The 20,219-nt window shown below is 64.9% G+C and carries 19 protein-coding genes; 7 read left to right on the top strand and 12 right to left on the bottom strand.

What is annotated here, in order from left to right; all coding sequences use genetic code 11:
• Nucleotides 1–14 precede the first annotated feature (14 nt).
• From NP552_RS16215 to NP552_RS16195, 5 genes are read left to right on the top strand one after another with little or no spacing between them, the layout of a single operon-like run.
• Nucleotides 15–1,037, top strand: a complete 1,023-nt coding sequence (locus NP552_RS16215) for a DUF5924 family protein (RefSeq protein ID WP_054916017.1) — start codon at nucleotides 15–17, stop codon at nucleotides 1,035–1,037.
• 43 nt (nucleotides 1,038–1,080) lie between these two features.
• Nucleotides 1,081–2,238 carry an ABC transporter permease gene (locus NP552_RS16210; RefSeq protein WP_173925070.1) on the top strand — a complete coding sequence of 386 codons (1,158 nt, stop codon included), beginning with the start codon at nucleotides 1,081–1,083 and terminating at the stop codon, nucleotides 2,236–2,238.
• Nucleotides 2,235–3,029 carry an ABC transporter ATP-binding protein gene (locus NP552_RS16205; RefSeq protein ID WP_078481269.1) on the top strand — a complete coding sequence of 265 codons (795 nt, stop codon included), beginning with the start codon at nucleotides 2,235–2,237 and terminating at the stop codon, nucleotides 3,027–3,029. Before NP552_RS16210 ends, NP552_RS16205 begins: the two co-directional genes overlap by 4 nt.
• A 1-nt stretch (nucleotide 3,030) precedes the next feature.
• Nucleotides 3,031–3,969, top strand: a complete 939-nt coding sequence (locus NP552_RS16200; protein ID WP_043862313.1) for an MlaD family protein — start codon at nucleotides 3,031–3,033, stop codon at nucleotides 3,967–3,969.
• A complete protein-coding gene (locus NP552_RS16195; protein ID WP_078481270.1) occupies nucleotides 3,966–4,574 on the top strand; it encodes an ABC-type transport auxiliary lipoprotein family protein in 609 nt (202 codons plus the stop codon). Before NP552_RS16200 ends, NP552_RS16195 begins: the two co-directional genes overlap by 4 nt.
• Here the strand turns inward: NP552_RS16195 and NP552_RS16190 are convergent.
• The 6 genes from NP552_RS16190 to NP552_RS16165 form a co-directional block, all read right to left on the bottom strand.
• The gene (locus NP552_RS16190) at nucleotides 4,556–5,785 is read right to left on the bottom strand and encodes a nucleoside recognition domain-containing protein (protein ID WP_043862311.1); all 1,230 of its coding nucleotides are present in this window, start codon (nucleotides 5,783–5,785) and stop codon (nucleotides 4,556–4,558) included. The genes NP552_RS16195 and NP552_RS16190 overlap by 19 nt on opposite strands.
• Before the next feature lie 202 nt (nucleotides 5,786–5,987).
• Nucleotides 5,988–7,319, bottom strand: coding sequence for a glutamate/aspartate:proton symporter GltP (gene gltP / locus NP552_RS16185; RefSeq protein ID WP_054916020.1), 1,332 nt, complete (start codon nucleotides 7,317–7,319; stop codon nucleotides 5,988–5,990).
• Between the two features lie 728 nt (nucleotides 7,320–8,047).
• A complete protein-coding gene (locus NP552_RS16180; RefSeq protein ID WP_054916021.1) occupies nucleotides 8,048–8,518 on the bottom strand; it encodes an inhibitor of vertebrate lysozyme family protein in 471 nt (156 codons plus the stop codon).
• A 2-nt stretch (nucleotides 8,519–8,520) separates the two neighbouring features.
• On the bottom strand, nucleotides 8,521–8,685 hold the full coding sequence (locus NP552_RS16175) for a DUF1328 domain-containing protein (protein ID WP_009401691.1): 165 nt from the start codon (nucleotides 8,683–8,685) through the stop codon (nucleotides 8,521–8,523).
• Between the two features lie 57 nt (nucleotides 8,686–8,742).
• Complete coding sequence (locus NP552_RS16170; protein ID WP_043862308.1) at nucleotides 8,743–9,024, bottom strand: hypothetical protein; 282 nt, start codon at nucleotides 9,022–9,024, stop codon at nucleotides 8,743–8,745.
• A 173-nt stretch (nucleotides 9,025–9,197) separates the two neighbouring features.
• Entirely contained in the window at nucleotides 9,198–10,031 is an 834-nt protein-coding gene (locus NP552_RS16165) for a BON domain-containing protein (protein ID WP_196933197.1), read from the bottom strand.
• 207 nt (nucleotides 10,032–10,238) lie between these two features.
• Between NP552_RS16165 and algB the strand changes: the two genes are divergently transcribed.
• Together algB and NP552_RS16155 are read left to right on the top strand one after the other, a co-directional pair.
• A complete protein-coding gene (algB, locus tag NP552_RS16160; RefSeq protein ID WP_043862306.1) occupies nucleotides 10,239–11,585 on the top strand; it encodes a sigma-54-dependent response regulator transcription factor AlgB in 1,347 nt (448 codons plus the stop codon).
• A gap of 8 nt (nucleotides 11,586–11,593) precedes the next feature.
• On the top strand, nucleotides 11,594–13,369 hold the full coding sequence (locus NP552_RS16155; protein WP_173925029.1) for a KinB sensor domain-containing domain: 1,776 nt from the start codon (nucleotides 11,594–11,596) through the stop codon (nucleotides 13,367–13,369).
• A gap of 42 nt (nucleotides 13,370–13,411) precedes the next feature.
• Here NP552_RS16155 and NP552_RS16150 read toward each other — a convergent pair whose 3' ends face one another.
• The 6 genes from NP552_RS16150 to NP552_RS16125 form a co-directional block, all read right to left on the bottom strand.
• On the bottom strand, nucleotides 13,412–15,031 hold the full coding sequence (locus tag NP552_RS16150; protein ID WP_274096908.1) for an EAL domain-containing protein: 1,620 nt from the start codon (nucleotides 15,029–15,031) through the stop codon (nucleotides 13,412–13,414).
• A gap of 75 nt (nucleotides 15,032–15,106) precedes the next feature.
• A complete protein-coding gene (locus NP552_RS16145; RefSeq protein ID WP_043862303.1) occupies nucleotides 15,107–15,883 on the bottom strand; it encodes an N-acetylmuramoyl-L-alanine amidase in 777 nt (258 codons plus the stop codon).
• A gap of 64 nt (nucleotides 15,884–15,947) precedes the next feature.
• A complete protein-coding gene (locus NP552_RS16140) occupies nucleotides 15,948–17,882 on the bottom strand; it encodes a GGDEF domain-containing protein (protein ID WP_104571735.1) in 1,935 nt (644 codons plus the stop codon).
• 23 nt (nucleotides 17,883–17,905) lie between these two features.
• Entirely contained in the window at nucleotides 17,906–18,760 is an 855-nt protein-coding gene (locus NP552_RS16135; RefSeq protein ID WP_043862301.1) for an endonuclease/exonuclease/phosphatase family protein, read from the bottom strand.
• 11 nt (nucleotides 18,761–18,771) lie between these two features.
• A complete protein-coding gene (gene dsbA / locus NP552_RS16130; protein ID WP_043862300.1) occupies nucleotides 18,772–19,404 on the bottom strand; it encodes a thiol:disulfide interchange protein DsbA in 633 nt (210 codons plus the stop codon).
• A gap of 165 nt (nucleotides 19,405–19,569) precedes the next feature.
• On the bottom strand, nucleotides 19,570–20,187 hold the full coding sequence (locus NP552_RS16125; RefSeq protein WP_043862299.1) for a c-type cytochrome: 618 nt from the start codon (nucleotides 20,185–20,187) through the stop codon (nucleotides 19,570–19,572).
• Nucleotides 20,188–20,219 lie beyond the last annotated feature (32 nt).

Raw genomic sequence — 20,219 nt, 5'->3', positions numbered from 1 at the left:
GCGAACGCCCCACCATGCCCGCACTTCTCCTGCGCCTGATCGACCTGATAAAGCGCTACCCGGGGGTCATCGCCCTCGGCGGTTTCATTTCCGGTATCGGCAGTTTCATCCTGGTCGACCGTCAGGAAGGCCTGGCCAGCTGGGTCGCCATCCTGCTGCTGGTGAGCTGGCTGTGGCTGATGTTCGAGAACACCTTCACCCAGCTGTTCACCCGCCTGTTCAAGCGCGAGATCCCGCAGCCGCTGCTGCGCTACGCCACGCAGATGATCCACCAGGAAAGCCTGTTCTTCGTGCTGCCGTTCTTCTTCGTCACCACCACCTGGAACAGCGGACAGCTGGTGTTCACCGGCCTGCTGGCCGGCGCCGGGCTGGTGTCGATCGTCGACCCGCTGTACTACCGCTGGCTGGCGCCGCGCCGCTGGCTGTTCCTGGCCCTGCACACCCTGACCCTGTTCGCCGCGCTGCTCACGGCGCTGCCGATCATCCTGCACCTGACCACGTCGCAGAGCTTCAAGCTGGCGCTGGGCATCGCCATGCTGCTGTCGTTCCCGAGCCTGGCCAGCAGCTTCCCGATCAATCACTGGCGCCGTGCCGCCATGCTGGTGCTGGTCACCCTGGCCGTTGGCGGCAGCGGCTGGCTGCTGCGCTCGTGGGTGCCGCCGGCGACACTGTGGATGACCGAAGTGGCCATCAGCACCCAGCTGCAGAACCGCACCCCCGGCGACAGCCTGGAGCAGGTCAGCGCCAGCCAGATCCGCAGCGCCGGGCTCTATGCCTATACCGCGATCAAGGCCCCGCGCGGCCTCAACGAACGCATCTACCACGTATGGAAACAGGACGGCAAAGAGGTCGATCGCATTGCCCTGAACATCAATGGCGGGCGCAAGGAAGGCTACCGCGCCTGGACCCACAAGCAGGTGTTCCCCAGCAACCCGGTCGGGCACTGGCAGGTGCGCGTGCTCACCGAAGACGGCCAGGTGATCGGCGTGCTGCGCTTCGAGGTGGTTGATGACGGTCAAGCATCCGTCGCCAAGTGACGCTATGCTCTGACCCGGCGCACTGGAGCGCCTGCCGGACTGTCTGGAGCCTATGACCACCACCGTCACCCCCGCCAGCGCCACCCTCGATACCACGCGCAGCCCGGCCTGCCTGCGCATCGCCGGCGACTGGACCCTGGCCAACTACACGCCGCTCAAGCGCAGCACCGAGGCCCTGCACGGCCAGTACGATGCCAGCGCCCAGGTCGACCTCGCCCAGCTGGGCAAGCTGGACACCGCCGGCGCCTCGCTGCTGGTCGAACTGCTGGGTGCCGAGCGCCTGGGGCAACTGGCCGATGACCACGCCAGCCCGCTGTCGGCCGCCGACCGCGCCTTGCTGCACACCGTGTACTGCTCGCTACAGGACTACTGCCTGCCAGAGCGCCAGCCGGAAACGTCCGTGCTGACCCAACTGCTGTGCCGCATCGGCCGGGCAGTCGACGTGCTGTGGCAAGACACCCGGCAACTGCTCGGCTTCATCGGCCTGATCATCGCCACCCTGGCCCGGCGCCTGCTGCAACCCAGGCGCTGGCGTATGACCGCCGTGGTCGCGCACATCGAACAGACCGGCCTGGACGCGGCGCCCATCGTCGCGCTGCTGACCTTTCTGGTGGGTGCGGTGGTGGCCTTTCTGGGCGCCACGGTGCTGGCCAGTTTCGGCGCGAGCATCTTCACCGTCGACCTGGTGGCGTTCTCGTTCCTGCGTGAATTCGGCGTGCTGCTTACCGCCATCCTGATGGCAGGACGCACCGCCAGCGCCTTCACCGCGCAGATCGGCTCGATGAAGGCCAACGAGGAAATCGATGCGATCCGCACCCTGGGCCTGGACCCGGTCGAGCTGCTGGTGGTGCCGCGGGTGCTGTCGCTGCTGATCGCGCTGCCATTGCTGACCTTCGTCGCGATGCTGTGCGGCATCATCGGCGGCGCCGTGGTGTGCGCGGTGTCGCTGGACATCTCGCCGGCGATGTTCCTGTCGCTGCTGGAAAGCGACATCGGCGTGCAGCACTTCCTGGTGGGCCTGGCCAAGGCGCCGTTCTTCGCCTTCCTGATCGCGGCCATCGGTTGCCTGGAAGGTTTCAAGGTGACCGGCAGCGCCGAATCGGTCGGCGCCCACACCACCTCGGCGGTGGTCCAGTCGATCTTCGTGGTGATCGTGCTGGATGCGGTGTTCGCGCTGTTCTTCATGGAGATGAGCTGGTGAGTGAGGCAAGCCGCGAGAAGGTCATCGAGGTGCGGGGCCTGTGCAACCGCTTCGGCACCCAGAGCGTGCACGAACAGCTCGACCTGGACCTGTACCGCGGCGAGATCCTCGCCGTGGTCGGCGGCTCGGGCAGTGGCAAGTCGGTGCTGCTGCGCAGCATCGTCGGCCTGCGCCGGCCCAACGAGGGCACGGTGAGGATCTTCGACCAGGACCTCAGCCAGGCCAGCGACCAGCAGCGCTCGCAGGTGGAGCGTCGCTTCGGCGTGCTGTACCAGAAGGGCGCGCTGTTCTCGTCGTTGACCGTCACCGAGAACGTCGCACTGCCGCTGATCGAACATGCCGGCCTGAGCCGCGCCGACGCCGAGCATCTGGCCGGGGTCAAGCTGGCCCTGGCCGGGCTGCCGCTGTCGGCGGCCGACAAATACCCCGCGTCGCTGTCGGGCGGCATGATCAAGCGCGCCGCCCTGGCCCGCGCCCTGGCGCTGGACCCGGACATCCTGTTTCTCGACGAGCCCACCGCCGGGCTCGACCCGATCGGCGCGGCCGCCTTCGACCAGTTGATCCTGACCCTGCGCGATGCACTGGGCCTGAGCGTGTTCCTGATTACCCACGACCTGGACACCCTCTACACCATCACCGACCGCGTGGCCGTGCTGGCGCAGAAGAAGGTGCTGGTGGCCGGCCCCATCGACCAGGTCTCGGAAACCGACGACGCGTGGATTCACGACTATTTTCATGGCCCGCGCGGCCGTGCGGCCTACCAGGCCGCCACAGCGCTCAAGGAGAACTGAAATGGAAACCCGCGCGCACCATGTGTTGATCGGGCTGGTCACCGTGCTGGTGGTGGCCGGCGCCATGCTGTTCGGCCTGTGGCTGGCCAAGTCGAGCGTCGACAGCACCTTCAAGGACTACGAGGTGGTGTTCAACGAGGCCGTCACCGGGCTGTCCAAGGGCAGTGCGGTGCAGTACAGCGGGATCAAGGTGGGCGATGTGATCAGCCTGCGCCTGGACCCCAACGACCCCCGCCGGGTGCTGGCGCAGATCCGCCTGAGCGCCGAGACCCCGATCAAGCAGGACACCCAGGCCAAGCTGACCCTGACCGGCGTCACCGGCACCTCGCTGATCCAGCTCAGCGGCGGCACCCCGCAGAGCCCGCCGCTGGAAGGCAAGGGCGGCCGGCTGCCGGTGATCGTCGCCTCGCCATCGCCGATTGCGCGCCTGCTCAACAACAGCAGCGACCTGGTGACCAACATCAACCTGCTGCTGCACAACGCCAACCGGCTGTTCTCCGAAGAGAATGCCACCCGCCTGGGCGCCACCCTGGCCAACCTGGAGCAGACCACCGGCGCGATTGCCGGGCAGCGCGACGACATCCGCCTGGCCATCCAGCAGATGGCCCAGGTGGGCAAGCAGGCCGGCGCGGCGCTGGAGCAGACCAGCCAGCTGATGCGCAACGCCAACAGCCTGCTCGGCAGCGACGGCAAGCAGATCGTCAACAGCGCCGACCAGGCCATGCAGTCACTGGCGCGCAGCACCGCCACCATCGACGCGTTGCTCACCGACAACCGCGAGGCGATCACCAGCGGCGCCCAGGGCTTCAACGAACTGGCCCCGGCGATTCGCGAACTGCGCGATACCCTGACTGCCTTGAAGGGCATCTCCCAGCGCCTGGAGGCCAACCCCAGCGGGTACCTGCTGGGCCGCGACAAAAACAAGGAGTTCACCCCATGAGCCGCCCCTGCCGCACCCTCGCCCTGGCCGCGCTGCTGAGCCTGAGCAGCGCCTGCTCGATCCTGCCCAAGGCGGAGCCGGCCGACGTGTACCGCCTGCCGGCGGCGCAACCGGTGCGCAGCAACGCCGCACCCGTGGCCTGGACCCTGCGTATCAACAAGCCGCTGGCCAGCGAGATCCTCGGTACACCGCGCATTGCCGTGGTGCCGGCAGGCGACCTGATCAGCAGCTACAAGGGCGCACGCTGGGCCGACCCGGTGCCGGCACTGCTGCGCAACCGCATGCTCGACGCCTTCCAGCGCGACGGCCGGGTACAGCGGGTAAGTGCCGACGACGCCAACCTGCAGGCCGACTACGAGATCGTCGGCGAACTGCAGGCGTTCCAGAGCGAGTACAGCGATGCCGGGCTGGCAGTAGTGGTGCGCCTGGATGCGCGACTGGTGCAGGGGCGTACCCAGCGCGTGCTGGCCAGCCACAGCTTCGAGGTGCGCCAGCCGGTGGCGCAGACCCAGGTACCGGCGGTGGTCGGCGGCTTCGGCCAGGCCACCGACCGGCTGATGGCGCAACTGGTGGACTGGACCGTGGCTCAGGCGAAGAACCAGTAGCACACCGCGATGGCCGCCAGCACCCCGGCCAGCTCGGCCAGCAGCGCGCAGCCCACGGCGTGGCGTGCGCGCTGGATACCCACGGCGCCGAAATACACCGCCAGTACGTAGAAGGTGGTTTCGGTGCTGCCCTGGATGGTCGCGGCCACCAGTGCCGGGAAGCTGTCCACCCCGTGGGTCTGCATGGTCTCGATCAGCATGGCCCGCGCCGCGCTGCCGGAGAACGGCTTGACCAGCGCGGTGGGCAGGGCATCGACGAAACGCGTGTCCCAGCCCAGCCATTCGATGACATGACGAATGCCGTCCAGGCCAAACTCCAGCGCTCCCGAGGCGCGCAGCACGCCGACCGCGCACAGCATCGCCACCAGGTAGGGCAGCAGGCTCTTGGCCACGTCGAACCCTTCCTTGGCACCTTCGACGAAGGTTTCGTACACCGGCACCCGCTTGAATGCGCCGATCAGCAGAAACAGCATGATCAGGCCGAACAGCGTGAGGTTGCCCAGGATCGACGACAGGGTGGCCAGCGCGGTGGCCGACAGGCCCGCCAGCAGCGCCATGAAGCCGCCCAGCAGCAGCGCGCCGGGCACCATGTAGGCGAGCACCACCGGGTCCCACAGGCGCAGGCGCTGCATCACCGCCACCGACAGCAGGCCCACCAGGGTCGAGGCGCTGGTGGCCAGCAGGATCGGCAGGAACACCAGGGTCGGGTCCATAGCGCCTTGCTGGGCGCGGTACATGAAGATGGTCACCGGCAGCAGGGTCAGTGACGAGGCATTGAGCACCAGGAACAGGATCTGCGCGTTGCTTGCCGTGGTGGAGCTGGGGTTGAGCTCCTGCAGGGCGCGCATGGCCTTGAGGCCGATAGGCGTGGCGGCGTTGTCCAGGCCCAGGCCGTTGGCGGCGAAGTTCAGGGTGATCAGGCCCAGCGCCGGGTGGCCGGGCGGTACCTCGGGCATCAGGCGACGGAACAGCGGGCCGAGTACCTTGGCCAGCCAGTCGACGATACCGGCCTTTTCGGCGATCTTCAGAAAGCCCAGCCACAGGGTCAGGGTACCGAACAGCAGCACCATGACTTCGACCGAAAGCTTGGCCATGGCGAAGATACTCTCGACCATGGCGGCGAAGATGCCCGCGTTGCCACCCACCAGCCACTGCACCAGTGCGGAGAGGGCGGCCACCACGAAAAAGCCGAGCCAGAGGCCGTTGAGCATTGGTAGTTTCCCTTGCAAGTTGGAGCGCATGATAGCGGGGTGGGTAGGCAGACGCCATAAACGGCGGCGGCCCATTCGCCGGCAAGGCCGGCTCCTACAGGTTCGGCATCGTCTGTAGCAGCCGGCCTTGCCGGCGAAGCTTCTGGCAGGCAACAAAAAGCCCCGACGGGTCGGGGCTCTTGTGTTTCAGGCCGTCAGCAGCTTAGTGCTGAGCGGTCTCGCCAGCCGGCGCCGGGGTCTTGCTGCGCCAGTGCGGCAGCGAGTTCCAGTACGCCTGGCCCTTGGCATCGTCATACATGCCTTCCCAGCGCGAGATGACCAGTACCGCCAGGGCGTTGCCGATCACGTTCAGGGCGGTACGCGCCATGTCCATGATGCGGTCGACACCGGCGATGAACGCCAGGCCTTCGAGCGGGATGCCCACGCTGCCCAGGGTCGCCAGCAGCACCACGAACGATACGCCCGGCACACCGGCAATGCCTTTGGAGGTGACCATCAGGGTCAGCACCAGCAGCAGTTGCTGGCTGATCGACAGGTCGATGCCGTACAGCTGCGCGATGAAGATCGCCGCGATGCTCTGGTACAGGGTCGAACCGTCCAGGTTGAACGAGTAGCCGGTCGGCACCACGAAGCTGCAGATGGCCTTGGGCGAGCCGTAGGCTTCCATCTTCTGGATCACGCGCGGCAGCACGGTCTCGGAGCTGGCGGTGGAATACGCCAGGATCAGCTCGTCCTTGAAGATGCGCATCAGCTTCAGGATCGAGAAACCGAACAGGCGGGCGATCAGGCCCAGCACCATGAAGGCGAAGAAGGCGATGGCGAAGTACACCAGCAGCACCAGCTTGGCCAGCGGCAGCAGCGAGGCGAAACCGAAGTTGGCCACGGTCACCGCAATCAGGGCGAACACGCCGATCGGGGCGTAGTTCATGATCATGTGGGTGACCTTGAACATGGCTTCCGACACGCCCTGGAAGGTTTTCACCAGCGGGTCGCGGATGTCTGCCTGCAGGCTCGACAGGCCCAGGCCGAACAGCACCGAGAAGAAGATGATCGGCAGCATCTCGCCACGCATCAGCGCTGCAAAGATGTTCGACGGGATCAGGTTGAGGATGGTCTCGATGAACGCATGCTCATGCTGCACCTCGGCGGCGGTGGCCTGGTACTTGGAGATATCCACGGTGCCCAGGGTGCTCATGTCGATGCCGGCGCCCGGGTGGAACAGGTTGGCCAACACCAGGCCGACCACGATCGCGATGGTGGTCACCACCTCGAAATAGATGATGGTCTTGAGGCCGATACTGCCAAGTTTCTTCGCATCGCCAACCCCGGCGATACCCACGACCAGCGACGAAATCACGATCGGGATGACGATCATCTTGATCAGGCGAATGAAGATGTCACCTGCCGGTTGCAGGACGTTACTGATCCACCATGCCTTTTCTGCACTGAAATGGTTCAGCAACGCCCCGATGGCGATCCCCAATACCAGACCGATGAGGATTTGCCAGGCGAGGCTTAGTTTTGCCTTCTTCATGTCGTTACCCTTTGTTCAAGTGGACACGGTCACTGCCTTGAAACCTGCATTCTAGAGCCGCTGAAAGCGATTCCCAGGAGTTTTCATGGTGCAGGCAATGCGCCGTAGAAGGTCACCGCAAGTGAGCGCAAGGGGCGCTCGGACCAGCGAAAAAGGCGCAACTATTCCGATGCAGGCGCACTGAGTCTAATGCCGTAAATGACTACCCTATGCCGAATCGGCATGATCTTTTTGGCATGAAACGGACGTCCCAGCGGCAGAAAACCTACCCGTTCGGAATCCCGAATAAGGCCAAAGCGCCATGATTAGGCCGATACAGCGGTATCCACAAACCGGCAAAACAGCGTTGTTCGACAATCCGAATGCGTGAAAAACGTCATTTGGCAGGTCAAAGAAGTCAGGAATTTTTTTGATGGGTGGTCAGCCGTCTGGCCGATCTGTCACTTTCAAGCGGGGAAATGCATCAGGCTTGCGCCGGGTGCACAAGTCTGACCGGGGGCTGCCCTGGCAGCATGCGACCCCGGTCCACGACCGTGTTGCCGTTTACCACCCTGACCCGGCCCATGAAGGAGGTACTCCCTGTACCCCTAGGCCCCTCCGATCCTGTAGCAATCAGAGCAGCCCGGCCCCCTGGTCATGCGTCCGCTCTCCTCGAGCGGGCGCAGCATAGAAACTGGAACAGGCAAAAGGTTCAGCTTCCATGGTGATACTGATGCGTCCGGCGACACTCAGTAATAGTTCGGGTCTTTCTTCAGTTGCTCTTCGAGCATCTGTTTCATGCCGTCATCCGGCTCGCCCAACCAACGCTTGTCGGTGTGACGGCTGGGTGACTTGTCGGCAGGCAGGCCGGCGGGTACCTGGACCCACAGCGCGTATGCCTCATCCTTGTCCCAGCTGAAGGCCACGATAAGACGGCTGCTGTCGCAGCTCTGCTCGGTCTCACACAAGGGGCCGACCAGATACTTGTCGCCGTCTTCCTCGATCGCCGTCATCTGCTCGGTGGAAGCACCACTGAGGTTGATGACCCAATCGGGCAGCCGCTCCTGCTTTTTGACCACTTTCTGCCAGGTTTCCCGGTACTCGGGGTCCGAACCAAGCAGTTGGCTGGTCCGGACCTGGCCGTCATTGGCCGCCATCGCCGCTGTACAGGCCCCCACCATCAGGGCGCCTGCCAGGGCTCTGTAGAGCGTCCCTTTCATAGTCAACCTCTACCGCGACGACCGAAGAAGAAGGAAGCGACGAACAGTACCAGGAAGACAATGAAGAGAATCTTCGCGATACCGGTAGCGGCGCCGGCGATACCACCGAAGCCCAGTACGGCAGCGACAATGGCGATGATCAGGAAGGTGATGGCCCAACTTAACATGGTGTTTCTCCTTACCGTTTTTGAAAGCGGTTGTGTCAGATGTGGGGCATTGCTCGGTCAGAACACCCAGCGTTCCTGCGGCACGACGGTTTCCACGGTGGCCGCATCGACCGAGTGGGTACGTGGCGCGGTCCTGGCTTCCAGCATCGAAGCGCGCGTGGCCTGCACATGGGCCACGTGATAAGCCTGTACGGACATCTGGTTGGCGATCTGCTTGGACTGCCAGATGCTGTACATCTGCCCTGCAACCAGGGTCAGAAGCGCCGCCAGGCAGAGAAACAGCAACTGGCGTACGTGAAGCGGGGAAATCTGCACTAGGGCGGCGGTTAACAGGTTCATGCCGGGCTCCTCTGCTGCATCGTTGTTATTGACTGATAGAGTCATTGCAGCCTGCATGCCAGCTTTTGAAATCAAATAAAATGCTTATAAATCAATAACTTAGGTATGTACCGAGGGCAGCTGCAGGACGCATCCTGCACGATGCCCCCCAGGGCCTCGTGCGATTTGCACGATCAGCCCTCCACCTTGATCGCCACCTTGAGCATGTCGGCGTCCACCCCGCGCACGCCGCGGATCTGGCGGGCAATCTCCTGGGCGATGGTCTTCTGCTCGTTGCTCATGACTTCCCCGGACAGGCGCACCACGCCCTCCTGGGTCGCCACCTTGATGTTGGGCCCGTCCAGGTTGCGGCTATATAAGAAGCTGGTCTGCACCTTGTCGTTGATCCACGCGTCGCTCTGCACCTCGGCCGCTGCCGCAGCGGCCTGCTCGCGGGCCTGGGCCGGGTCGCTCACGCCCAGGCTGATCAGGTTGTTGACCAGGTACACGCCATCGGTAGAGGCCGCCACGCTGCCGGCCATCTGCTTGGCCTCTGCGCTGGTCACCCGGCCACGCAGGGTGACCACCCCGGCCCGGCTGTCGACTTCGATGGGCAGGCCCTGGGTCTGGCTGCTCCACAGCAGGCGGGCGCGGATAACCGCCCCCAGGGTGGCGTCCTCCAGGCGCTGGGCATAGGCGCGCCGTTGCAGGGTTTCATCCACCAGCTCGGGGTTGACCTGCAACTGGTTGTCGACCTGCTCGATGCCGGCGGTGGCCAGTGCCACCTGCGACGCCAGCTCGCGCTCCACCTCGTTCTCCACCTCGCCCTGCAGGCGGGCGGTCTGACCCTGGATGGCCACTTCGATCTTGAACGGGTTGAGCAGTCGGTTGAGCGCCAGGGCGGTCTGCAAGGCGCCTTCCTGACGGGCCTGCTGCAGGCCGGGTTCGGCCGCCGAGGCGCTGGTGACACCCAGCGGGGTGAGCAGAAGTGCGGCAGTCAGAACTGCCAACGGGCGTATTGCACGCATGATGAAGCCTCCTGTTGGTCAGAAGGAACATCATCGCAATCGTTGTGCCAGTGCTCAAAAAATAAACAAACTCATTATTTTCAATGAGTTAGTCATATTCGCAGCAGGGAGCTAGCATGCAGGGCGCGGAATCAATCAGAATCGACCATGCAACTTGCCCGATTTTTCCGAGACTAACCAAGAACATTCTTAAAGGAGCGTAGGAAAATGGAATCTGCCACGGAACATCAGGGCCGCATTCTGCTGGTAGACGACGAGTCCGCAATCCTGCGTACCTTCCGCTATTGCCTGGAAGATGAAGGCTACAGCGTGGCCACGGCCAACAGCGCCGCCCAGGCCGAAACCCTGTTGCAGCGCCAGGTGTTCGACCTGTGCTTTCTGGACCTGCGCCTGGGCGAGGACAACGGCCTGGACGTACTGGCGCAGATGCGTATCCAGGCGCCGTGGATGCGCGTGGTCATAGTGACCGCGCATTCGGCGGTCGACACCGCTGTCGATGCAATCCAGGCCGGCGCCGCCGATTACCTGGTCAAACCGTGCAGCCCCGACCAGCTGCGCCTGGCCACTGCCAAACAACTGGAGGTGCGCCAGCTCTCGGCGCGTCTGGAGGCCCTGGAAGGGGAAGTGCGCAAACCCAAGGACGGCCTGGATTCCCACAGCCCGGCCATGATGGTGGTACTCGAAACCGCGCGCCAGGTGGCCAACACCGACGCCAACATTCTGATCCTTGGCGAGTCCGGTACCGGTAAAGGCGAGCTGGCACGTGCCATTCATGGCTGGAGCAAACGCTCGCGCAAGGCCTGCGTGACCATCAACTGCCCTTCGCTGACGGCCGAACTGATGGAAAGCGAGCTGTTCGGCCATAGTCGCGGGGCATTTACCGGGGCCAGTGAAAGCACCCTGGGCCGGGTCAACCAGGCCGACGGCGGCACCCTGTTTCTCGACGAGATCGGCGACTTCCCGCTGACCCTGCAACCCAAGCTGCTGCGCTTCATCCAGGACAAGGAGTACGAGCGGGTCGGCGACCCGGTCACGCGCCGTGCCGACGTGCGGATTCTGGCAGCCACCAACCTCAACCTGGAGGACATGGTGCGCGACGGGCGTTTTCGCGAAGACCTGCTGTACCGTCTGAACGTGATTACCCTGCACCTGCCGCCGCTGCGCGAACGCAGCGAAGACATCCTGACCCTGGCCGACCGCTTCCTGGCCCGCTTCGTCAAGGAATACGCGCGCCCCGCCCGCGGTTTCAGCGACGAGGCCCGCGCCGCGCTGCTCAACTACCGCTGGCCGGGCAACATTCGCGAGCTGCGCAACGTGATCGAACGGGCGAGCATCATCTGCCCGCAGGAGCGGGTCGAGGTCAGCCACCTGGGCATGGCCGAACAACCCACCAGCAACGCGCCGCGGGTGGGGGCGGCATTGAGCCTCGACGAGCTGGAGCGCGCGCACATCGGTGCAGTGCTGGCCACCAGCGACACCCTTGACCAGGCCGCCAAGACACTGGGCATCGATGCCTCGACGCTGTACCGCAAGCGCAAGCAGTACAACCTGTGAAGCTGGCGATGAAGCTGCGCACGCGGCTTTTTCTCAGCATCTCGGCGCTGATCACCGTGGCCCTGCTGGGCCTGATTCTGGGCCTGGTCAGCGTGCAGCAGATGGCCAGCTCGCAGCAGAAGCTGATCAGCGACAACTCCTACATCCTCGACCTGGGCCTGAAGCTGCGTCAGAACCTGGGTGAACAGCTGTCCCTGCTGCTGGACCCGGACAGCGAGGTGCAGGCGCTGCAACCGCTGCAGGACAAGTTTCAGCAACTGCTCGACGAGGGCCTGAGCCATGAGCGCCAGGCCGAGGGGTTTGCGGGTTTCAGTACCGCCAACCGTGATTACCAGGCCTTCCTCAAGGCCTTTCGCGACAGCCCCGAGCCCAGCCGCAACCTGGGCCCGGACCAACCCCTGGGCGAAGCCTTCAACCAGTTGCGCACCGACCTGATCGACTCGCACAAGCAGGCCCTGGCGCATATCAACCACAGTGAACAGAAGGCCCGCGAACGTGCCCTGCTGGTCTCCAGCATGCTGGGCCTGCTCGGGCTTGCCGTGCTGGTGCTGGGTTTCATCACTGCCCACGGCATCGCACGCCGCTTCGGCCAGCCGATCGAGGCGCTGGCCAAGGCCGCCGACCAGATCGGCCAGGGCAACTTCGAGGTCACCCTGCCGGTAACCCCGGCCGTGGAGATCAACCAGCTCACCCGCCGTTTCGGGCTGATGGCCGAGGCACTGCGCAAGCATCAGGCCACCAATGTCGACGAACTGCTGGCCGGCCAGCAGCGCCTGCAGGCGGTGCTCGACAGCATCGACGACGGCCTGCTGATCATCGACCGCGAAGGCCATCTGGAACACCTCAACCCGGTGGCCCAGCGCCAGCTGGGCTGGGACGCCAGCCGCCTGGGCCAGGGCCTGGGCAAGGCGCTGCAACGCCCGGAGCTGGACGACCAGCTGCGCCTGATATTGCGTGGCGGCAGCCTGGACCGCGTGCCGGACGACCTGAGCCTGGAAATAGATGAAGAAACCCGCCTGCTGGCCTACAGCCTGACCCCGGTGTGCCATCCACAGGGGCAGATCCTGGGCGCGGTGATGGTGCTGCACGACGTCACCGAGCAGCGCGCCTTCGAACGGGTGCGCAGCGAGTTCGTGCTGCGCGCCTCCCACGAGTTGCGCACCCCGGTGACCGGCATGCACATGGCCTTCGGCCTGTTGCGCGAGCGCCTGACGTTTCCAGCCGAGAGCCGCGAGGCGGACCTGTTCGACACCATTGGCGAGGAGATGCAGCGGCTGACCCAGCTGATCAACGACCTGCTCAACTTTTCGCGCTACCAGAGCGGCTTGCAGAAGCTCGAACTGCAACCCTGCGCGATCGACGAGTTGCTGTCGCGAGCCCGCGAGCGCTTCGCAACGGCGCTGGCCGACAAGCAGATCGAGTTGCGCGTGGAACTTGCCGCGCCACTGCCGCGCATCCAGGCCGACCCGGCGCAACTGGACCGGGTGCTGGACAACCTGCTGGACAATGCCATCCGCCATACGCCGGTGGCGGGCAGTATCCGCCTCAATGCCCGGCGGCATGCCGAACGGGTGATCATCAGTATCGAGGACAATGGCGAAGGCATTGCCTATGGCCAGCAGGGGCGGATTTTCGAGCCCTTCGTGCAGGTTGGGCGCAAGAAAGGCGGTGCCGGGCTGGGCCTGGCACTGTGCAAGGAGATCGTGCAGTTGCATGGCGGGCGCATGGGCGTGTACTCACGGCCAGGGCAGGGCACGCAGTTCTACATGGCGCTGCCGGTGTAACCGCCTTCGCCTGCAGGCGCCAGCCTTGCTGGCGAAGGGGCGCTACGCCTCGTCATCGATCCGCCGCGGCCCCAGCCGCCGCCCCCGGGTCACCAGCTCGACGAACTGGCGCGCACTGAGCGGGTGCGCGAACAACCAGCCCTGGCCATAGTTGACCCCCTCGCTGTTGAGCAGCAACGCCTGGTCCTCGTACTCGATACCCTCGGCGATCACCCGCAACTGCAGGGCGTGGGCCATGCGGATGATGTGCGGGGCCACGCCGCTGCTGGCCGCGTCGTGCCCCAGGGCATCGATGAACGCCTTGTCGATCTTCAGGCAGTCCACCGGCAAGGTCTGCAGGTAGGCCAGGCTGCAATAGCCGGTACCGAAGTCGTCGATCAGCACCTGGTGCCCCACCGCCCGCAAGGCCTGCAGGTTGTCCCGCGCCACCACCACGTCGATCAGCCCGCGCTCGGTGACCTCGAAGGCGATCTGGCTGGCCGAAACATGGTGCAAGGCCAGCAGGCGCGCCGCCACCCGGCCGATGCGCGGCACCATCACATCGCACGCCGCCAGGTTCACCGAGATATACAACTGGCGGTTGGCGCGCAGCAGCTGGCCCAGCTGTTCGAGCACACGCTGCAGCACGAAGTCGGTGATCTGGCGGATCTGCCCGGTGTTCTCCGCCAGCGGGATGAACAGGTCGGGGCTGGTCAGCGTACCGTCGGGGCGACGCCAGCGCACCAGGGCCTCGGCCCCCACGCAGCGCCGGCTGGCCAGCTCGAAGATCGGCTGATACAGCACCTGCATTTCGCCACGGCGCAGCGCGCCCTGCAGCTCCGAGCTCATCGAACGGCTCTGGCGCACCAGCTGCAGGACCAGCCAGCCGATGCACCAGGCCAGCAGCAGGCTGCCGGGGAACAGCAGCCAGAGCACGCCGTTCATCTTCAGCGACAGGCTTTCGCGCGGGGTGATCAGCACCAGCTGGTAGTCAGGCGATTTGGTGGGCATGCGGTATACCAGGCGATCAGGCAGTTCCATCAGGTCCACCTTGGGCGGTGGCGGCCACTGGTCGCCGGGCGGCCAAGGCTGCTCCGGGCCCAGGACCGGCACGGCACGCGCGCCGTGGTCGAGCACCACCAGCAGGCTGCCACCGGGCGGCAGGTCGACCACGTCGGTCAGGTGCCCGCGCGACGTCGACACGCGAAAGTGCCCACGCCCCAGCACCAGTGCGGCGCGGTTGTCGTCGGGTTCGGTGGTGGTATTGAGCCAGTAGCTGTAGGTGGGGCCCTGGATGTCCGGTGCCCGCAGCGGGTCGAAGTTGCTGCTGCCCAGCCGGTTGGAGCACGACTGCGTGCCGTCGAGGTAAGTGGCCTCGAACACGAAGCGGTTGTCGAAGGTCACCTGCTGCAAGGCTGCCTGCATCGCACTGCTGCACCCGCGCAGGGGCTGTGCCTGAAGGGCGTCGACGCTTTCGCGCAGTTGGCCGAAGATCTGCTCCAGGCGTTCGAGAAAGCGCTCGCCCTTGGCGTTCATCTGCGCGCTTTCGCGCTGCTGCACCTGGTGCATGGCCACTCCGAGGCTGGCCAGCAGCAACAGGGTTGCGCTCGCCGTGGCCGCAAGCGTGGCCAGCAGCCAGGGTCGATAGAGGAGGCGACGCAACGTGGCAAGGGCAGGCGACATCAAGAATCATCCCGTTGAATACCATGAGGTATAGCAACTGCCGGACGAATCAGCCTGCCCGTTGGGCGGTACCGCTCAGCGCTGGCTGTTCAGCACCTGCAGAATCGCGGCAGTCTGGGCATCCGGCTGGCCGTCGAACAGCTGTGGCCGAAAGCGCATCTGGAACGCTGCCAGTACATGCCGGGTACTCACGTCCAGCTCGCCGGTCTGCTCGATGGCGTAGCCAAAGCGCGCCAGTTGCTGCTGGTACCAGGTGATGCTTGGCGGGTTGACGTCAAAGCGCGCGCGCTGCTGCGCCACCGCCTGAGCGTTGGGCCAGACGCCAAGGCCGGCGTCGGCCAGGCGTTTCCAGGGGAACATCGGGCCCGGGTCGAGCTTGCGCAGGGGCGCGATGTCGCTGTGGCCGATGATGTGTCGCGGCTGGATGCCGTTGCGCTGCACGATATCCTTGAGCAGTACGATCAGCGCCTGGATCTGCGCCTCGCTGTAGGGGTGCCACACGCGCCCGGTGGGGGTGTCGGTGAAGCCCGGGTTGACGATCTCGATGCCGATGGAAGTGGAGTTGAGCCAGGTCCGGCCCTCCCACTGGCTGTCGCCGGCATGCCAGGCGCGACGACTTTCATCCACCAGCTGATAGATGGTCGCCGGGTTGTCGCCGATCAGGTAATGGCTGCTGACCTCACCGTGGGTCAGCAGGGCCAGCGAGCGCTCGAGGTTGGCATTGGTGTAATGCAGCACCACGAACTGGATGCGGTTGTCCTGGTTGACCGAGGGGTGGCTACGGTCGATCTTCAGGCCGGTGGCGCAACCGGCCAATGTCAGCATCACAAGCGCGGTAAGGAAGGCTTTCATGGAAATGGGGCAGGGCCTGGGCAGTCGGTAATGCAATAGCATAACGTATCCTGCGCAAACCCGTTCACCCCTGTTCGACGCGGTTGCGACCCAGGTGCTTGGCGCGGTACAGCGCCTCGTCGGCGCGCTTGAGCACTGCGTCGCTGCGCTCGCCGGAGCGGAACGCGGTGATGCCGATGGACAGGGTGATGGTCACCCGTTCGCCCTTGAAGTGGAACGGGCAGGCTTCGATGGCGCCGCGCAGCGTCTCGGCCAGCTCGATGCCGCCACCCAGCGCGGTCTGCGGCACCAGCAGGACGAACTCCTCGCCGCCGAAGCGGGCGATGAAATCGCGGCTGCGCAGACGCTTGCGCAGCTCGTTGGCAACGATCTTGAGCACCTTGTCGCCGGCCTGGTGGCCGTAGCTGTCGTTGATGCGCTTGAAGTGGTCGAGGTCGAGCATGGCCATCAGCAGGTGGCCGCCGTTTTCCTGCCAGGCGAGCATTTCCTGCTCCAGGCGCTCGGCCCAGGCGGCGCGGTTGGGCAAGCCGGTGAGCGGGTCGATCAGGGCCTTCTGGCGCTGTTCTTCAAGGTGCTCGCGGTAGCCCAGGGCTTCCTGCTCCATGCTCGCGACCCGCTCGGCCAGGCCTTGCAGGCGGCTGGCCAGTTCCTGCTCGCGCAGGTCACGCTGATGCTGGTGCTCGTCCATGGTGCCGAGCAGGCCCTCGAGGCGGTTCTCGAGGATGTGCTTGAGACTGTCGAGGTCGGCAGCGCCCTGCACGCTGCTTTGCAGGCCGTCGACCTGTTCGCGCAGCTGGGTATTGAGGTCGCGGGCGACGGAGCTGTTGTCGGCATGCCCTTCGCTGGCCTCCTGCAGGTGGCTCTGGAACGTCTCGAGGCGCTCGTTGAGCTGTTGCAGGTAGGCTTCGAATTCATGCTGGCCGCTGTCGGTGATGGCCAGCATCAGTACCGCCAGGTCATCCAGCACCGGCAGCAGCTCGTACCAGTTCAGCCCGTGCTCCAGGCGCTGACGCACCGCCAGGGCCTGGGGCTTGTGGCGTTCGGGCAGGGTCAGGTCGTCGAGCAAACCGAGCAGGGTCTGCTCGATATGGGTGGCGACGGAGCTATAGGAAGGCTCGGTGCCGTCGGGGAGGGCGTAGAGGAGTTCTTCGGGGGTGGGTTCGGGTGCCCCATCGACTTCGACAGCGTCCGCGTGCTCGGTCAGCACCGGGGCAGGCGTGGGTGGTGGTGTGAGCGCTGGGGCCTCTTCGCCAGCAAGGCTGGCGCCTACAGTGTAGGAGCCGGCATTGCCGGCGATGGGCTGCGCAGCAGCCTCGGCGTCCTCTGTGTCGACCAAGGCTTGGGGCTCGGGCAACGGCTGCAGTTCATCCACATCCGCCGCAGCCGGCGCAGGCTGCTCATGCACAGGTTCGACCGCTGCTTGCGCCACCGGCTCCAGGGCCTGCGTTTCGGGTTGAGCGACCTGCGTCTCTTCTTCACGCCCGCCAAACAAGCGCTGCAGAAACCCCGGCTTGCTCGCCTCTTCAGGGTGCTCCAGCACCGCCAGCGCCTTGCCCTGCAAGCCACTGAGCTCGCTCAGCAGCAACGGCATCTCGCGTGACTGGCTGGCCCGCGCATCCAGCTGCTTGGCAAATTTCTTCAGCGGTCGGCTGACCTCGCTGGGCAACGGCAGCTTCTGCAACTGGGCCACCAGCGCGTTGAGCGCGGTGCCTACCTGGGCGATCCGGGTTTCACGGCGCTGCTCGGAATCGAGCACGGCCTTTTCCAGACGCGGGATCAACCCGGCCAGGGCGGCGTCCATGTTGTCGGTACGGATGACCTCGCGCATTTCCTTCATGCACTGGTCTACCGCGCGGTCGCTGCCTTCGGCCGCCAGGGTGCTGCGCACCAGGCCGCGGCGCAGCAGGTCGAGACGGGCGTCCCACCGGCGTTCGAGCTTTTCCTGCTGCTCGATGCTCTTGAGGTATTTTTCTTTCCAGCGTTGAGCTTCGTCGGTCATGCCAAGGTCCGCAGATAAGGGGACTAACGCAAGGCCGGAAGGGTATCGACAGTCAGGGCATCAGGCAAACGAATCTCGACCGCCACGGGGAGATGGTCGGAAATCGGCTGGGACAGCACCTCGACCCGTTCCAGGGTGAGGCTCGGGCTGAGCAGAATATGATCAAGGCAACGCTGTGGTCGCCAGCTGGGGAAGGTCGCTTCGACCTGCGGCGCAATCAGGCCCAGGTCGCGCAGCGGGGAGTGCTGCAACAGGTCGGTGGCATGGGTGTTCATGTCGCCCATCAGCACCTGGTGACGATAGCCGCCGATCAGCTCGCGGATGTAGCCCAGCTGCAACGCACGGGTTCGCGCGCCAAGCGCCAGGTGCATCATCACCACCACCAGCGCATCCTCGCCTTCACCGAACCGCACCAGGATCGCACCGCGGCCGGCCGGGCCGGGCAGCGGGTGGTCTTCGAGCAGTTGCGGCTTGAGGCGGCTGAGCACGCCGTTGCTGTGCTGGCCCAGGCGCCCGAGGTTGCGGTTGAGCTGCTGGTACCAGTAGGGGAAAGCACCCAGTTGCGCCAGGTGTTCCACCTGGTTGACGTAGCCCGAGCGCAGGCTGCCGCCGTCGGCTTCCTGCAGGGCCACCAGGTCGAAGTCGCCCAGCAGGTTGCCGATCTTCTGCAGGTTGCCGGCACGCCCCATGTGCGGCAGCAGGTGCTGCCAGCTGCGGGTCAGGTAGTGCCGGTAACGCTCGGTGCTGATGCCTACCTGGATGTTGAAGCTGAGCAGACGCAAGCGACCGTCGGACGGTAGACCACTTGCATCGATATGGTGCTCGTTGACCTGCGGTTCGTGCAGGCCGACGAGGCGCTCGGATTTCCAGCGGCGCATAGTTTCGCCTCTTATTTGGCGGCGCGTTCCTTGGCAATCAGTTGGTCAGCAACGTTCAGTACGCCGTTCGGGCCACCTGCGGTGCCCAGGTCGAAGGTGTACTTGCCGTTGACGACCATGCTCGGAACGCCCTTGATGTTGTACTGCTTGGCAAGTTCCTTGGCCTGGTTGACCTGTCCCTTGATGGCGAACGAGTTGAAGGTGGCCAGGAACTTGTCCTTGTCCACACCCTGGGTGGCCAGGAAGTCGGCCATCTCTTCAGGCTTGGTCAGGTGCTTGCGCTGGTTCTGGATGGCATCGAACACGGCCGCATGCACCTTGTGCTCCACGCCCATGGCTTCCAGGGTCAGGAACATCTGCCCGTGGGCGTCCCATGGGCCGCCGAACATGGCGGGGATACGCTTGAAGTTCACGTCGTCAGGCAGCTTTTCGACCCACGGGTTGATCGTCGGTTCAAAGCTGTAGCAATGCGGGCAGCCATACCAGAACAGCTCGACCACTTCGATCTTGCCAGGCTGGGACACCGGTACCGGGTTGCTCAGCTCGACATATTCCTTGCCGGCGATCACAGGGTCTGCGGCCTGGACCGTCATACCGAAGGCGCTGGCGGCGACCAGCGCGGCGCCGAGAATCAGATTACGCATGCGTTACTCCTGAGCAGTGATGTGTCGCCTCGTCGCGACCTGGGTTCAGACAGGCCGGGGCAGGCCCGAGTTCGTTAGTGTAACGGCAGCGGGCACAAAAAAGGGTGGCCCGGGCCACCCTTTTCATTTTTGCGCCGCTGTATTAACCCAGCGTTAAACCGGGGCTCAGTGCAGGCCCTGGATGTAGCTGGACAACGCGTCGATGTCCTTGTTGCTCAGCTTGCTGGCGATGGTGCGCATGGTGGTGGCATCGCCATCGTTGGTGCGGTTGCCTTCACGGAAGTCCGTCAGCTGCTTGGCCACGTAGCTTGCGTGCTGACCACCCAGGTGCGGGAAGCCGGCGGCGGCAATGCCTGCGCCGTTGGGCGAGTGGCAACCGGTGCAGGCCGGCAGGCCTTTTTCCAGATCACCGCCGTTGAACAGTGCGCGACCACGCTCGACCAGCGCCGGGTCGGCGGCGCCCACGCTGCCTTTCTGGCTGGCGAAATAGGCCGCGATATCGGCCAGGTCCTGATCGTTGAACGCGGCCAGCATGCCGGTCATTTCCAGCACGGTACGTTTGCCCGACTTGATGTCGTGCAGTTGCTTCTCCAGGTATTTCTCGCCCTGGCCGGCCAGTTTCGGGAAATTCGGCGCCATGCTGTTGCCGTCGGGGTTGTGACACGCGCCACATACAGCGGTTTTTGCCTGACCGGCAGCAGCATCCCCAACGATATTGCCGGCAGCGTTGGCAGCCCCGGTGATGCCTAAGGTCAACAGCAGACTCACGAATAGTTTGTTCATCAGCTAATCCAACTACGGCTAAGGGTGAAAGA

Origin of the sequence: Pseudomonas sp. 8209 (assembly GCF_028682105.1) — a bacterium.
Classification (GTDB): domain Bacteria; phylum Pseudomonadota; class Gammaproteobacteria; order Pseudomonadales; family Pseudomonadaceae; genus Aquipseudomonas; species Aquipseudomonas palmensis.
Note: the sequence above shows the minus strand (reverse complement) of the source record. Positions and strands in the feature narration are given on the sequence as shown.

Coding starts and splice junctions, on each gene's coding strand:
- NP552_RS16215 (WP_054916017.1), top strand. CDS start 15: ATGCCCGCACTTCTCCTGCGCCTGATCGACCTGATAAAGCGCTACCCG.
- NP552_RS16200 (WP_043862313.1), top strand. CDS start 3,031: ATGGAAACCCGCGCGCACCATGTGTTGATCGGGCTGGTCACCGTGCTG.
- NP552_RS16195 (WP_078481270.1), top strand. CDS start 3,966: ATGAGCCGCCCCTGCCGCACCCTCGCCCTGGCCGCGCTGCTGAGCCTG.
- NP552_RS16190 (WP_043862311.1), bottom strand. CDS start 5,785: ATGCTCAACGGCCTCTGGCTCGGCTTTTTCGTGGTGGCCGCCCTCTCC.
- gltP (WP_054916020.1), bottom strand. CDS start 7,319: ATGAAGAAGGCAAAACTAAGCCTCGCCTGGCAAATCCTCATCGGTCTG.
- NP552_RS16180 (WP_054916021.1), bottom strand. CDS start 8,518: ATGAAAGGGACGCTCTACAGAGCCCTGGCAGGCGCCCTGATGGTGGGG.
- NP552_RS16175 (WP_009401691.1), bottom strand. CDS start 8,685: ATGTTAAGTTGGGCCATCACCTTCCTGATCATCGCCATTGTCGCTGCC.
- NP552_RS16170 (WP_043862308.1), bottom strand. CDS start 9,024: ATGAACCTGTTAACCGCCGCCCTAGTGCAGATTTCCCCGCTTCACGTA.
- NP552_RS16165 (WP_196933197.1), bottom strand. CDS start 10,031: ATGCGTGCAATACGCCCGTTGGCAGTTCTGACTGCCGCACTTCTGCTC.
- algB (WP_043862306.1), top strand. CDS start 10,239: ATGGAATCTGCCACGGAACATCAGGGCCGCATTCTGCTGGTAGACGAC.
- NP552_RS16155 (WP_173925029.1), top strand. CDS start 11,594: ATGAAGCTGCGCACGCGGCTTTTTCTCAGCATCTCGGCGCTGATCACC.
- NP552_RS16150 (WP_274096908.1), bottom strand. CDS start 15,031: ATGTCGCCTGCCCTTGCCACGTTGCGTCGCCTCCTCTATCGACCCTGG.
- NP552_RS16145 (WP_043862303.1), bottom strand. CDS start 15,883: ATGAAAGCCTTCCTTACCGCGCTTGTGATGCTGACATTGGCCGGTTGC.
- NP552_RS16140 (WP_104571735.1), bottom strand. CDS start 17,882: ATGACCGACGAAGCTCAACGCTGGAAAGAAAAATACCTCAAGAGCATC.
- NP552_RS16135 (WP_043862301.1), bottom strand. CDS start 18,760: ATGCGCCGCTGGAAATCCGAGCGCCTCGTCGGCCTGCACGAACCGCAG.
- dsbA (WP_043862300.1), bottom strand. CDS start 19,404: ATGCGTAATCTGATTCTCGGCGCCGCGCTGGTCGCCGCCAGCGCCTTC.
- NP552_RS16125 (WP_043862299.1), bottom strand. CDS start 20,187: ATGAACAAACTATTCGTGAGTCTGCTGTTGACCTTAGGCATCACCGGG.